Here is a 12,935-nt window from a genome sequence, read left to right on the forward strand (position 1 = left end):
CACGCAGCAGGTGAAAGCGGCGACGGCGAGCATGAACAAACTGCTGTCGGGGGTCTCTTCGCCCGGAAACTGCACGGCGATCCCGAGGGGCGTGGCGACGTGAAAGAAGATCGCGCCGGCCAGCAGTGCCGTGCCGAGCAGGGCGCCCCAATGCCGGGTCGCCGGGACCAGCAGGGCGATCGCCGCGATCGCCTCGAAGCCGCCGATCACGTAGGCGCCCACGTTGGTGAAAAAGGCATCGATCGGGGCCAGGCCCAGGGTGGAGAACCAGTCGCCGATGGTGCTGAAGATGTGCTGCGTCATCGGGTGACCGGTGAACTTGAAGGGCAGGGTCTGCAAGAACACGATCGCCGGCACGATGGCGAGCACCCAGGGCAGGACTTTCTTAAGCACGGCGGCCGCCTCCTTGGCAGCGGAGCAAATGGACCGGAGCGAAGTCTACACGGAAGTGCAGGGTAGACTTTGCCTTCGCACGATGAGTTGGCGCCGGGCGCGTAGAAGTTACCGGGGTCGATGGAAATTAGACATAAGGTCAGAATTCTGCCGGGCGCAGCGGGCGCCCATGAGCGGAGGGATCAGGCGTGGTGCAGAAAAATCGGAGGGCCGTCGGCCGCTCGCTGGCGCTCCTCACATTCGCGATAGGGATGGCCGCTGGCGACGCCGGTGCCCAGTCGGAGGTGTCCCCGTTTTGTGCGACCGTCTACAAGGCGGCCGCCAGCGCCGTGGCCAATCGTGCCGCGGGGCAGACGGCGGAGCAGCTACGGGCCGCGCTGCCCTCGCGCGAGTCTCTCGGCGGCGACTCGCCGGACGTGGCCATCGCTCGGGTGTTGCACGAGATCATCGACGACGTCTTCAGCGACGCGCCGCTCGAGCAGACGGCCTACGCGGTGTACCGCACGGAGGTCTGCATTCGGGAGGAGGCGCGACTGCCCGTGCCGGAGAGCTTCGCTGCGGTGCGGGCCCAGGTGATGGCGTGCGGGCGCCAGGAGGGCGATGCCGTGATCGACTGTGCGGTGGCGGTCGCCAGTCCCGAGGACTAGGGGACCTCTGCACAAGTCCGCGCTTCCCTAGACGACCGCCCGCGAAAGTTGCCCTAGAGCGCCTCGTCGCCGTCGAAGATGCCGTCGGCGTCGCGATCGATGCCGATGCGCTCGCCGGAGCCTGGCGGCACACAGGTGAAGGTGAGCTCCTGGCCCGCGACATTGGCCAGGGCGAGCAGATCCTCCTGGTTCAGCAGGGGCTCGGCAGCACGGTCGCTGCGGTACTCACCCGACGGCTGCAGCCACCAGCCGCGGGCCACCCCGCCCACGCGGCCCTTCACCACCAGGTCGCACTCCGGGACCAAGCCGTCCTCCAGGGCGCGCTCGACCATCAGGTCGAGCTTCGGATCGAGGGTGAGGCCAACCCCGGCCGTGACCTGCTCACCGACGATCGGCGCCAACTCGGTCTCGATGACCTGCAGGTACTGCGCCACCTGGGCGCGCTCCTGGTTGGTGCCCACATCGAAGCGGGCCATGAACTGTACGAGCGTCTGCGTCTCCCCGGTTTGGCGGAAGCCGAAGCCGCGGAAACGTTCGGTCTGGGGCGGGGCAACGATCTCCGGTGCACTTACCTTGGTGTACATGTTTCGTAGGTGAGGGATCTTGAACGCTTGGCCTTCGCGCACCACGGAGTTGGCCGTGGTGCCGAACTTGCCTTCCTCGGGGCTCACCTGGTGGCAGTCGTTGCAGCGATCATCGCCCTCAGGCGAGGTGACCTTGTTGAGGAAGAGCGTGCGGCCGAAGGACTGGTCCGGGTCGAGGAAGTTGTCCAGGGAACGTAGAGGATTGGGCGGGTAGAAGATCTGCAGGGCGAAGTCTGCAAAGGCCTGCATCTCCTCGTCCGTGAGCGGTGCGGTGCGCCCGAGCAGGCCCTCGAAGGCGACGTTGAAGGCCACGAACGCAGCGTTCGCATCCAGGGGGTCACCGCTGGCGGGGTCGTTGCCGCCCGTGCGGTCGCCGCGCCAGTGCATGGGGCCGTTGTTGGCCATGCCGCGCAGGCTTTGGGTGGTCATCGGTCCCTTCATCGGGTGGAACTCGATCGACTGTCCCGGCAGCGGATCGCGGTGCAGGGGATTCGGGTTGGGCGTAACCAGGGCATCGGGATCGCCGAGGTCCCAGGCCAGCTCGTCCTTGTCGCCGTAGATGTGGCAGCCGGCGCACGAGGAATCACCGCGGCTGGAGGTGTAGCGGGCGTCGTACAGGAAGCGACGGCCATCGACGATGCTGGCGGGCTCGGGGTTGAAGAGTGGCGTGCGCGAGATGACCTGCGCCGTGGCCAGGTCCACGGTGGCGATGGAATTGCTGAAGCGGGTCAACACGTGCAGTCGGCGACGCGCCTCGTCGAGGACGAGGCCGCTCGGGCCGCCGCCCACCTCGATGTGGCGCGTCGGCCGCGGCACGAAGCTGTCCGCGCGCAGCTGGTCGGTGGAGAAGATGCCCACCTTGGAGGAACCGAACGCGGCCACGTACAGGCGTCGGCCGTCGGCGCTGATCACCATGTCCGTGGGTTGGGCGAGGCTCGCGGCGCGTTCCTGCGGTGTGCCGGGGAAGCTGTCGTAGTCGATGTGCTTGTTCAGGTGGCGCGGCAGCACTGTGCCGTCGGCCGGGTCGACCACGGTGATCCGGCTCTCTGCGAAGTGCCCGCGCACCGTGCTGCCGCCGAACTCGCCGGGGCCCTCGAAGCGCACCTCGTTGAGGGATTCGAAGTTCGAGACGAACAGCTCGCCCGTCTGCGGGTGCACGACGATGTTGAACAGGGTGGTGCCCACACCCTCGTACACGTCCGTGACCTGGGGCGTAGGGCCGGACGCATCGATGGCGAAGACGTCGCGATCGGTGACCGTGTAGCTCAGCTTGTCGCTGCGGTCGATACCGGCGCCGTCGACCCAGCGCTCGCCATCGAAGCGCACGATGAGGGCGGTGTCCGGCGCGTCGATGCCTTCGATGTTCGTGTCCGGCGGCGGCAGCTCGCCAGCGATCTGGCTGCGCGGGATCACCGTGGTCTGGTTACCCGTCATGAAACCCGCGGCGTACACGGTGTTGCCGTCTGGGGAGACGGCGAGGGCCCGGGGCACGTCCGTGAACAAATTCAGCACGGCGAGGGGCGTGCCGGCCGCGTCCTCACCCAGGTCTTGCGTATCGAACACCCAGATGTCTGCGTTGCCCGTGTCGTTGTCGCGCTGCAGGCTGCGGTGGGCGGTGGTGATGAACGCGTAGCGTCCCTCGGGGCCCGCGAACACCACGTCGCGCGGCTCGTCGCCCACGGCGAGGGAACGGACGACGCGGAAGCCGCCGGCGTCGCGGCCCACGATGCTCACGGTGTCGGACAGGTGGTTCACCACCCAGATCTCATCGCTCGCGCGCACACCGATGGCCACAGGCTCGAGTCCCACGGGCACGCTGGCGATGGGGATCAGCCGGTTGGGCGCGACGCGGAGCACCTCGAGGCGGTTGTCCGGCGTGTTGGTGGCGTAGAGGAAGTTGCCATCTGCTGAGCGCGCTAAGGGCCGGACCTGGCCGGTCTCGAAGGCGACGAAGTCGGAGGCCAGGGCGCCGGCACCGAGCAGTCCTGCGGCGAGCAGGGTCCCGAGGCGCGAGAGGGTGGAGCGGATCCGCGCAAGGCGGACGGCGGCGTTCACATCCATTGAGATTCCTTGGGTCGTCGTCGACAGCTGTGGGCCAGGCTACTGGGGCGACCTAGGGGGTGCAAGCAGGGCGGGCAGGCGACCCCCAACGGCCTTGCGGATGTGCTACCGCAGCGAACGCGCGGGGGGGCAGGTAGGCCTAGAAGTAGCGCGTGAGGCGCAGGGTGATGAAGCTGTCGCGGGCGAAGGCGTCGACCAGGTTGTCGCGATCCACCGCGAGGAACAGGCGCGCTTCCAACTCCCCGGTCCAGACCTGGCCGAAGCGCCGCTCCGCCTCGATCGAGGCGCTGGTGGTGCCGTCCTCGAGATCGGTGATGGCGCCGGCGAGGATGCTCGTGTCCTGGGTGTCGTTCAGGGCCAGGCGGGCGCCGTAGAAGAGGTCGTTGTCCTGTACGGTCACGGGGGCCGCCGGGAAGTCGCGACCGTCGTACTGGTGCTCCATGAGCAGGCCGAGGTCCGCCCCGTTCTTGGTCACGCCGTAGCGCGTGTACTCGAAGCCCGCCACCGTCGCCGCGAAGGTATCGCCCTGGCCTTCACGCACGATACCTTCGAACTTCCATAGCCACGCGTCGGCGGTGTACTGGGCATCGATGCCGAATTGGCGAATGTCGGCGTAGACCGGCGTGATCAGCGGTGCCCCGGTCTGCGGGTCGGCGCCGAAGGTGAAGCTGGGCTCGCGCGAGGTGCCGTTGAAGAAGCTCAGGCCCAGATCGACGTTGCCGAAGTAGTGGGAGTAGCGCAGGGCGAAATCCGTGTGATCGGCGCCCGTGTCGCCATCGTTGCCGAACACCGCATCGTCCACGGCGATCACCGGGTCGAAGCGCAGGCGTCCATCGCGCCCCGGGAAGGTGCGTTCGCGGAACACGGGGAGGGCGAAGAGATCCACCTGCCCCCAGTCCCGCAGCAGCGACACCTTCACCATGGGCTGGCCCAGCTTGTCCTCCTCGTCGATGTCCTCCACGCCGTCGGTCTGATTGATGATGTCGACGAGGTGGCGGCTCTCGGTGACGCCCCAGAACACCTTGGCGGCGCCGATCTGCACATCGATGCCGTCGCCCGCGTAGCGGTAGTAGCCCTCGCGCAGGTCAACATGCGTGCGCCGCGAGTCCTCGGCATCGAGGCGCACGAAGGGTGCGATCACGAACTGGTGGCGCCGATCGTCCGAGTCCCAGCGCAGCTCCAGGTTGATCGCCGTCGACGGCTGGAAGTGCTCGAGCTGGTCCGGGAAGCGTGGCGACTCGACGAAGCTGCGCAGCTCCGCCGCGACGTCGGCGCCGATATCCCATTCGCCGGCCCCGCTGGCGGGGCTGCAGGCGAGGGCGAGGATCACTGCTAGGGAGGGGAGTCGCGTCATACGGCCTATCGGATCCGGTTCAAGACGCCCTTGACGAAGTCACCGTCGTCGTAGGCCATGGAGAAGTCGAAGTCGTCGTAGACGATGTCCGTCTCCTTGTTAGTCTGGTGATTCACCATGTGCATACGATGGCCACGCCAGACGCCGTCGTAGTCCCGGTAGTCGGTGATGTCGAGGGTCTTCAGCAGGGAGTCCTTGCGGTCGAAGAACTCGATGCGCCGGGTCTGGTAGATCTCCTGGTCGTAGTAGCACTTGAGCCGGGTGTAGCCCGAGTTCTCGTAGCGCGGCGTGCACTCCACCACGTCCACCGCCATGCCGTCGATCTCGGTGCTCTCGAGGTAGCGGTAGGTGTATTTGTTCAGTTCCGTGGAGGTGAAGTCTTCGAAGGCGAACTCCGAGCCCACGAAGGGGCCGGACTTGTTGGCCGAGCTGATGCGCTTGACCCGCTTCAAGGCCGGCAGGTAGAGCCACTGATCGTCGGGGTCGAGGATCTTGGCATGACTCAGGAGCGCCGTGCCCTCCACATCGCGCGGGGTCTTGAAGATCACCAGCGACTTGTCGCCTACCTCTTCGGTCTCGCGCTCGAGGGTGCGGAAGGCGAGCTCGCGGGAGGTCTCCTGACCCGCGGCGTTGCGCAGGATCATCGTGGCCGACACGCGCGAGCTGCCGAAACCACGGTCCGTGCGATCGACGCGGGCGGCGAGGGCGAAGCCCTTCTCCTGCGGGTCTGTGGCGTTGACGTCGGCGTCCTGGGCGGCAGCGGGGAGCATCCCCGTGCTGCCCAGGACCCCGAGGGCGAGCGCTGCCAGGAAGAGGTGGTGGGTTCGTCCCGACTCAGGCGAGGGCGGGGTCATGCGCGGCATGGCTATCTCCTTCGTTAACGGGTTTGGGAGTGCGATCGGTCCAGATGAGCAGGGCGGGCAGGAACAGCAGGTCCAACACCAGCGCGAACAGGATCGACAGCATCGTGAGCAGGCCCATGTCCACCGTGACCTTGAAGGTGGAGAACATGAGCAGGGCAAAGCCGAGGGCCAGGATGATCGTGTTGACGATGATCGCCGGGCCCACGGTGATGAACGCGTAGCGAACGGCTGCCGGCGGCGGCAGGGCCTTCTCGCGGCGAGCCCGCAGGTACTTGGTCATGATGTGGACCGTATCGTCCACCACGATGCCGAGGCTGATCGCGGCCACCACGGCAATTGAGAAGCCCACCTCGCCGACGAGGGCGGCCCACGCCCCGAAGGCGGTGAGGATGGGCAGGGTGTTCGGCACCAGGGCCAGCAAGCCGAGGCGCACGTGGCGGAAGGTCACCATCATGATCAGGGAGATGGCCGCGATGGCCAGGATCGTACCGCGGATCATCTGATTGACGTTGCGGTCCGTGATGTAGGTGAACATGACGTTGGCCGAGGTCGGCAAGGGCTTCAAGTCGGTGGGGAAGTTGGCGTCCAGCCACTCGTTGGCATCGCGCAGGAAGGCCTTGGTGTCTGCCGTACTCACATTGCCCAGCGTCGCCGTCACCCGGGTGGCGGATTTGTCGATGTTGATGCGATCGTTCAGATCGAGGCCGTACGGCAAAGACAGTTCGTACAGCAACAGGTATTGGGCGGAGAGTTCCCGATCGTCGGGCAGTCGATACCAGCTCTCATCGTCGCCGTGCAGGTTCTTGTTCAGGCGCTTCATGATGTCCGAGATGGAGTAGGTGTGCGCCACCTCATCGCGGGTCTTCAGCCATTCGGCGAAGGCGTCGAGCCGTTGCAGGTAGGCCGGATCGGACACCCCGCCCGGCGCACCGGACTCCACGGAGAACTCTACCGGATAGAGGCCGAAGTGCTCCGTCGCCAGGTCGCTGGCGGGGCGGAAGGGAATGCGCTCATCGAAGTACTGGGTCCACTGGTCGTTGAACTCCATGCGCGGCAGCATCGCCACCAGCCCGATGGCGCCGGCCAAGGAGAGCCCCGCCAGCACGTTGCGGTGCGCGAGGATGGTGTCCGCCAGCTTGCCCATTGCGCCGTCCGCCCCGTCCTTCTCCGCGCCACGCGTAGGTGCACTGAAGGGCAGCAAGCTCACCAGGGCCGGGAGCAGCGTGATCGACAGCAACCAGGCCGCGCCGATCCCGGCCGCGGACATGTTGCCGAGATGCCAGAACGGTGGGGCATCGGAGGAGTTGAGTGCCAGGAAGCCCACCATGGTGGTCAACGAGGTGATGCCCACCGCGAGGAAGTTCACCCGCAGGGCGTCGACGAGGGCGTCGCGCTTGACCATGCCCCGGCGCATATTGCCGCGCATCGTCAGCAGGATGTGGATCGAGTCGGCGACGGCCAGGGTCAGCACCACGATCGCCGAGGACAGGGAGATCGGCGTCAGGGCCACGCGCATCATGCCGCCGGTGCCCAGGGTCACCATGAGAGACAGCACGATCACCCCGAACACGGCGAGGGTCACGCTCAGGGAGCGCACGGTGATCAGGGTGAGCAGCAGCACGAGGCCGAACATGCCGGGCACGAGGGTCGAGTAGTCCCGTTGGCCGCTCTCGGAGAAGGAGACGTTCAGCATCCCCACGCCCGTGAGGCGGATGTCGAGGCCGGGGAAGTCGGCAGCTACCGTATCCCGTAGGTTTCTCGCCGCCTCAGCCACCGCGGGCGTTTCCGCGTTGCTCTTGCCCGGGTACTGGATGACCACGTTGACCGCCGTGCGCCGACCATCACGGCTCACCACCTGGCCCGCCAGGAGCGGTTCTGCGAGGGCGATGGCGCGCTTGCTCGCCCATTGCTCAGGGCTGAGTGCCGACGGGTCGGCGATCAGGTCCTCGACGATGAGATCGTCTTCCTCGGCGCGCGTGTACTGGAAGTTGGTCACGCTGTCGACGCGAATGGAGTGGGGCAGCTGCCATCCCCCTTCGGTCAGCGCAGCCACCGCCGACATCACCCGCTCGTTGAAGACGCCGTCCTCGTTCTGCGGGTCGATGAAGAAGAAGATATTGTCGTTCTTCGTGTAGGTGGCCTGGAACTCCTCGAAGGCCGCGAGCTCGGGATTCGATGTCGAGAAGAACACCCGGTAGTTGGTGCCGAAGCTCAGGTGCTGGGCCTGGGAGGCGATGCCGACAGCCGCCAGGATGGCTGCCAGGATCACCAGCCAGCGATAGCGGATGACGGACTCGGTAAATCGCAGCGCGAACCGATCGACGGCGGTGCGGGCAGCCTGTTGGGGAGCGTCAGCCATGGGTGTCTCCTGCGATCAGAATGATCATTCTAAGGCGAGGCGCACCTTACTAGAACGCTCATTCTGAGGCAACCGTCATGCGACGGTGGGTCGGATCAGGCCTTGGATTTCAGGCGCAGGGCGTCACAGACGCTCTCGAGCGCGGCGAGCAGGTCCTCGCGGCTGCGGCCCATTCGGGCTTGCAGTCCGGTCGAAAAGTACAACGCATGGGCGAGCTCGGCGAAGGCGGTGGGGGTGATGTCGGTGCTCACCGTGCCCGCCGCCTGGGCCGCTGCGTAGCTGCCGGCGAAGGCGTCGCCGATCTTGTCCGTGCACTGATTCATGATCGCCGCCACGTCTTCGTCGCGGGCGGCCATGTCCACCGCGGTGGTGCACATGAGGCAGCCGGCGGGGAACATCTCGGGGTCGAGCATCTTGAACACGATGGCGTCGCGGATGGCGTCGATGGGGTCGGCGTCCGGGCGCTTGAGAAGCTCGCCGATCATGGCCGTGGCGTCGTCGATGTAACACTGCAGCACGGCGAGGTAGACGCCGCGCTTGTCGCCGAACTCGTGGTAGAGGGCGTAGCGGTTGGCACCGGTGGCTTCGACCAGGTCGCCCACGGACACGCCGTCGTAGCCGTGGCGCCAGAACAGGGTCGTGGCGGCGTCGATCACGTGGTCGCGCACGGAGCAGTTGTTGCTGGCGTCGTTCATGGTCTGTGCACTAGTCTTCCGCGGGTCCCGACGCGTTGAGCGTCCATTGATGCCCTTGAGTATGGCCTCCCACACTACCCGATCCGCCCAGGCGCTTCACCGGCCTGGCCCACGCCCAGGTGACGCGCAGGCCCCAGTGCGCTTCGCCGTGGTGGGCACGCAGCGCAGCGGCACCACCTACCTTCGCCAATGCCTCGACAGCCACCCGCAGGTGCAGTGCCGCGGCGAGCTGTTCGCCTTGAGTTATGGCAAGGACGATGGCTACCACGCCTATCGCCGGGCGAGCGCGCTGCGCCAATTCGGCCACTACGCGTGGCGGTCACCTCAGGTGACGCGCTTCCTGGACGCCACTCAGGGCGATGCAGAGGTGGGGGTCGAGGCCGTCGGCTTCAAGTTGATGCGCTCACATGTGCGGCGCGTGCCCTACCAGTATCCGATGCTGTTGGCGCTGATGCGCCGTGAGCGCTATCGGGTGATCCACGTGGTTCGTCGCAACCTTCTTCGCGTGCTCGTGTCGCGACGCACGGCGCAGGCGCGGGGACAGTTCCACGCGCGAGCAGCAGTACCTACCGTCGAGATCACCTTGCCGACGTCGACGCTCCTGCACGACCTCGCGAAGGTGGACCAGGAGAATCAGTTCTGGGCGAGTACGAGTCGCGGATTTGACCGCCTCGAGGTGGCGTACGAGCAGTTCGTCGCGGATCAATCGGGCGAATCGAGGAGGATGCTCGACTTTCTCGGTGTGGATCCGCACCAGCCCTTGCGTTCACCGCACAAGCGGGTGAATCGCGCCACGCTGGAGGAGATCGTCGGCAACTACAACGAGGTGGTCGCGACCCTGGCGGGTACCGACTATTCTCGGTTCTTGGAGGAGTGAGTCGGCGCGACGACGATGCGTCGCCGCGCCAAGGTCGCTGGCAACCTAGAAGAATCGCTTGGCCATGCCGAACAGCTCGTCAGCCACGGAGCCGTCGCCATCTGCATCGAGCAGGCCGGCGAGTCCCCCGAGGGCCTGCTGGCGACCGCCCTGGTTAGCCTGAGACAGGCCAGCGCGCAGCTGATCGGCGCTGCTGCCGGCGTTCTGCGAGGCGAGGGCGCCCATGGCCATGGCCGCCACCTGGGGCAGCATGCGCTTGACGGCGGTCACGTCGATACCGGTCTTGCCCGCCACTTGGGCGGCGACGGCGCGGCTCGTGTCCTTGTTGCCGAGGAGCTGTCCGAGGATCGCGTTGCCCTGGTCGACGACCGTGTCGCTGGCGATGGCGTTGGGGTCTTCGGCGAACTGGCGATGATCGCCCCGGGAGATGGCGCCGAGCAGACCGTCGAGGCCGCCGTCGTCGGCACTGGCCCGTGCCTTGAGGCCTCCGGACAGAGCCGGGAGCAGCTGCCCCAGGGCACCGCTGACCTGGCGTTCGTCGATGCCGTGCTGGGCGGCGAGCTGGCTGACCAGGGCGCCGCCCTGACTCTCGAGCAATTGCTTAAGCAGGCTCATTCGGAGGACTCCTTCTCTCACTTAGGTTGAACCCCAGAGTCTACGCGGGCGGACGGGGCTAACTCCATAATTGCCGCGTGAACGATGGTGGCATCGTCGCGGGGGGCGAGTCTCGGGCGGCCTCGCACGCGTGCTACATTTGCGCTCCCTTGGCGCAGCTTGGACCCCGCGACTTGAACCGATCAGTGAGCCCTCGCCGCCGCATTCGCCTGCCGCTGTTGAGTCTGCTGGTGATGGTGGGCGCGCTCACGGTGGTCGGGGTTGCATCTCGCGCAGCCCCGGCGGGCGTCTACGAGGCGGTTCCGCTCGAGAAGCCCATCCAGCGGGAGTTACTGGAGCAGGCGCGGCGCCTCGGCGAGGAGTTCCAACGGCTCGGTCTGCTGGTCGAGGACCCCACCTACGCGCGGTGGATCGAGGAGGTGGGGCAGCGCTTGGCGCCGGCTCCGTCGGATCCGTACATCGACTACCGCTTCTTCCTGTTGCGTGATCCCACGCCCAACGCCTTTGCCCTGGCGGACGGTGGCATCTACGTGCACACGGGCACCCTGGCGTGGCTGCAGAACGAAGCGCAGCTCGAGGCGCTGCTCGCGCACGAACTCGCGCATGCCGCGGGCCACCACACCCTGGTCAGCGTGCGAGTGGCGAACCGGCGCGAGATCGGTGGCAGCGTGGTATCGGGTTTGCTGTCGCCCTTCTCGGGGATCTACACCAACCTCGTGGACGTGGGGCGGAGCACGGTCACGCGCTTGAGCCTCTCGTCCTACTCGCGCGAACTCGAGCGAGAAGCCGACGCCTGGGGCGTCGAACTGCTGCAGCGCCGGGGCAGTGATGAGACGGCGATGATCGCGTTGTTCGAGCAGATGGCTCGCACCGCTGCGCGTTACAACGATCGAGGCCTCGGCATCGGTCGCCGCCACCCGAGCTTTGCCCAGAGGGTGGAGCGGCTTAGCAGTCTGGCCGGTCCCGCGAGTGCCCGGGCCGCCCGCACCGATCCGCAATTCACCGCCTTCGTGGCGCCCCTCGCGGTGCAGGCCGTGGAGCTCTACGTGCTTTCCAACCAACTGCAGACGGCGGTGGAGCTGAGCACGTCATTGGTAGATCGCTTACCTGAAAATCCGGCGGTGCGCGTGGCCGCTGGCGATGCCTGGCGTGCCTTGGGGCCTCTCGAGGGCTCGCCGAGCGAGGCCCTCACGCCTAAGGAGCGACGACGCCTGCAGCAGGACCGGCGCCGACGCACGCGCGCCGAGCGCTATGAGCGCGCGTTGAACAGCCGCGATGGGCAGATCAACCTCGCTCGTCACCTGGCCGAGGCGGAGTCCCAGTACCGTCGCGCGCTGGGGCTGGATCCTGACCGCGCCGAGGCGTGGCGGGGCCTCGGCGAGGTATATGCAGCGCGGTCTCAGGCGCCCGAGGCGGCGGCGGCATTCCTGCAGTACCTGAATCGACGACCGGACGCCGCCGACGCCGGCGCCGTGATGGCACGAGCGCGTCACCTGATCGGGGAAGCTAACGGGTTTACTCGCCGCCCCCTGGGCCAGGTGGTGGTGCTGCCGCCGATCGTCAATGCGGTCGAGCGTCGAGTGGGGGCTGACATGGCGCGCCCATCGGTCGCCATCGACTACGAGCGACGTGCCGCCAGCCAAACCGCCAGCACCCTGCGCGCCGCTGGTTACGAGGTGCGCTTGATGACTCGCGAGACCCTAGAGGCGGATCCGGTGCTGCGCGAGCTGAGCTTTGCTGCGGAGCAGCGTTTTATCACCATGCGCGGTGTGCTCAAGGGCCGGTCCGGCCGGAAGGTCGCCGATCACTACGCCTTCGGGGACAGCGCCGTGCGCTTGGCGAGCGCGCTGAAGGCGGATGCGCTGGTCTTCCAGGAGGTGGACGTGACCGTGGCCGCCTGGGGTCAACTCGCGCGGGCGATGACCCTGAGCAGCCTGACCTTCCTCTTCCGCGACGTCGCCGGGGCAGGGCGGGCCGAGGTGCACCTGGTGGACGGGCACAGCGGCCAGCTGCTCACGCGCGGGCGCACGGTGAGCCGGGTGATCGCCCAGCGAGCGTTGAATTCCTCCGACGTGGCGGCGCGGTTGGTTGAGGGCGCACTGCGTAAGGTGCCGCCAGCCGAGGGGCTGGCGGTGAACGCAGCGGTCGACGGACAGATGGGCGTTGCCGAGCGCGAACGACTGGAGGCGCTGATCGAGATATCGGGCCTCGGCGACACACCCAGGTAGCGTGCTGCCGTGTGTTCGCCACCTCCTCCGTCTGCGCGATGCCCCCTGAAGGGGCGACGAGCAGTCACTCCATTACGCCGAATGTGCTTTGCAACTACCTAAAATACCGACAGAAATGGGGCTCGCCCGTCACTTCCTTGGACCGTCAGCAATAATTGTCATATAGTGCGTCAACTAGCGTTGACATGCCTCTGGCCCATTTGTAGCTTCACAGGACCGATTTCTCTTTTGGGGGTCTTCGGTTAGGTCTCCACCTTAG

Annotated in this window: 10 protein-coding genes; 3 read left to right on the forward strand and 7 right to left on the reverse strand. The window is 66.8% G+C overall.

The window, feature by feature from the left end; genetic code table 11:
• Positions 1-393, reverse strand: a 393-nt coding sequence (locus AAF184_21455) for a hypothetical protein (GenBank protein ID MEO0424916.1), incomplete at its 3' end; no start/stop codon positions are given.
• A 251-nt stretch (positions 394-644) separates the two neighbouring features.
• On the opposite strand from AAF184_21455, the gene AAF184_21460 reads away from it, so the two are divergent.
• Positions 645-1,040, forward strand: coding sequence for a hypothetical protein (locus tag AAF184_21460; GenBank protein MEO0424917.1), 396 nt, complete (start codon positions 645-647; stop codon positions 1,038-1,040).
• Positions 1,041-1,093: 53 nt separating this feature from the next.
• On the opposite strand, the gene AAF184_21465 is transcribed toward AAF184_21460, so the two are convergent.
• From AAF184_21465 to AAF184_21485, 5 genes are all read right to left on the reverse strand, one after another.
• Positions 1,094-3,685, reverse strand: coding sequence for a hypothetical protein (locus tag AAF184_21465; protein ID MEO0424918.1), 2,592 nt, complete (start codon positions 3,683-3,685; stop codon positions 1,094-1,096).
• A gap of 139 nt (positions 3,686-3,824) precedes the next feature.
• Positions 3,825-5,039, reverse strand: coding sequence for a hypothetical protein (locus AAF184_21470; GenBank protein ID MEO0424919.1), 1,215 nt, complete (start codon positions 5,037-5,039; stop codon positions 3,825-3,827).
• A 5-nt stretch (positions 5,040-5,044) separates the two neighbouring features.
• A complete protein-coding gene (locus tag AAF184_21475; GenBank protein MEO0424920.1) occupies positions 5,045-5,902 on the reverse strand; it encodes an outer membrane lipoprotein-sorting protein in 858 nt (285 codons plus the stop codon).
• Positions 5,874-8,261, reverse strand: coding sequence for an MMPL family transporter (locus AAF184_21480; protein MEO0424921.1), 2,388 nt, complete (start codon positions 8,259-8,261; stop codon positions 5,874-5,876). The genes AAF184_21475 and AAF184_21480 overlap by 29 nt, the downstream gene beginning before the upstream one ends.
• A 95-nt stretch (positions 8,262-8,356) precedes the next feature.
• Complete coding sequence (locus tag AAF184_21485) at positions 8,357-8,956, reverse strand: TetR/AcrR family transcriptional regulator (protein MEO0424922.1); 600 nt, start codon at positions 8,954-8,956, stop codon at positions 8,357-8,359.
• Positions 8,957-9,017: 61 nt separating this feature from the next.
• Here AAF184_21485 and AAF184_21490 point away from each other — a divergent pair, with 61 nt between their 5' ends.
• Complete coding sequence (locus AAF184_21490; protein MEO0424923.1) at positions 9,018-9,833, forward strand: sulfotransferase; 816 nt, start codon at positions 9,018-9,020, stop codon at positions 9,831-9,833.
• Between the two features lie 45 nt (positions 9,834-9,878).
• Here AAF184_21490 and AAF184_21495 read toward each other — a convergent pair whose 3' ends face one another.
• Complete coding sequence (locus AAF184_21495; protein ID MEO0424924.1) at positions 9,879-10,448, reverse strand: DUF937 domain-containing protein; 570 nt, start codon at positions 10,446-10,448, stop codon at positions 9,879-9,881.
• Between the two features lie 173 nt (positions 10,449-10,621).
• Here AAF184_21495 and AAF184_21500 point away from each other — a divergent pair, with 173 nt between their 5' ends.
• The gene (locus tag AAF184_21500; GenBank protein ID MEO0424925.1) at positions 10,622-12,676 is read left to right on the forward strand and encodes a M48 family metalloprotease; all 2,055 of its coding nucleotides are present in this window, start codon (positions 10,622-10,624) and stop codon (positions 12,674-12,676) included.
• Positions 12,677-12,935 lie beyond the last annotated feature (259 nt).

The organism is Pseudomonadota bacterium, from assembly GCA_039815145.1.
In the GTDB taxonomy this organism is placed as follows: Bacteria; Pseudomonadota; Gammaproteobacteria; order Steroidobacterales; family JBCBZW01; genus JBCBZW01.

Coding starts and splice junctions, on each gene's coding strand:
- AAF184_21475 (MEO0424920.1), bottom strand. CDS start 5,902: ATGCCGCGCATGACCCCGCCCTCGCCTGAGTCGGGACGAACCCACCAC.
- AAF184_21480 (MEO0424921.1), bottom strand. CDS start 8,261: ATGGCTGACGCTCCCCAACAGGCTGCCCGCACCGCCGTCGATCGGTTC.
- AAF184_21495 (MEO0424924.1), bottom strand. CDS start 10,448: ATGAGCCTGCTTAAGCAATTGCTCGAGAGTCAGGGCGGCGCCCTGGTC.
- AAF184_21460 (MEO0424917.1), top strand. CDS start 645: ATGGCCGCTGGCGACGCCGGTGCCCAGTCGGAGGTGTCCCCGTTTTGT.
- AAF184_21470 (MEO0424919.1), bottom strand. CDS start 5,039: ATGACGCGACTCCCCTCCCTAGCAGTGATCCTCGCCCTCGCCTGCAGC.
- AAF184_21465 (MEO0424918.1), bottom strand. CDS start 3,685: ATGGATGTGAACGCCGCCGTCCGCCTTGCGCGGATCCGCTCCACCCTC.
- AAF184_21485 (MEO0424922.1), bottom strand. CDS start 8,956: ATGAACGACGCCAGCAACAACTGCTCCGTGCGCGACCACGTGATCGAC.
- AAF184_21490 (MEO0424923.1), top strand. CDS start 9,018: ATGGCCTCCCACACTACCCGATCCGCCCAGGCGCTTCACCGGCCTGGC.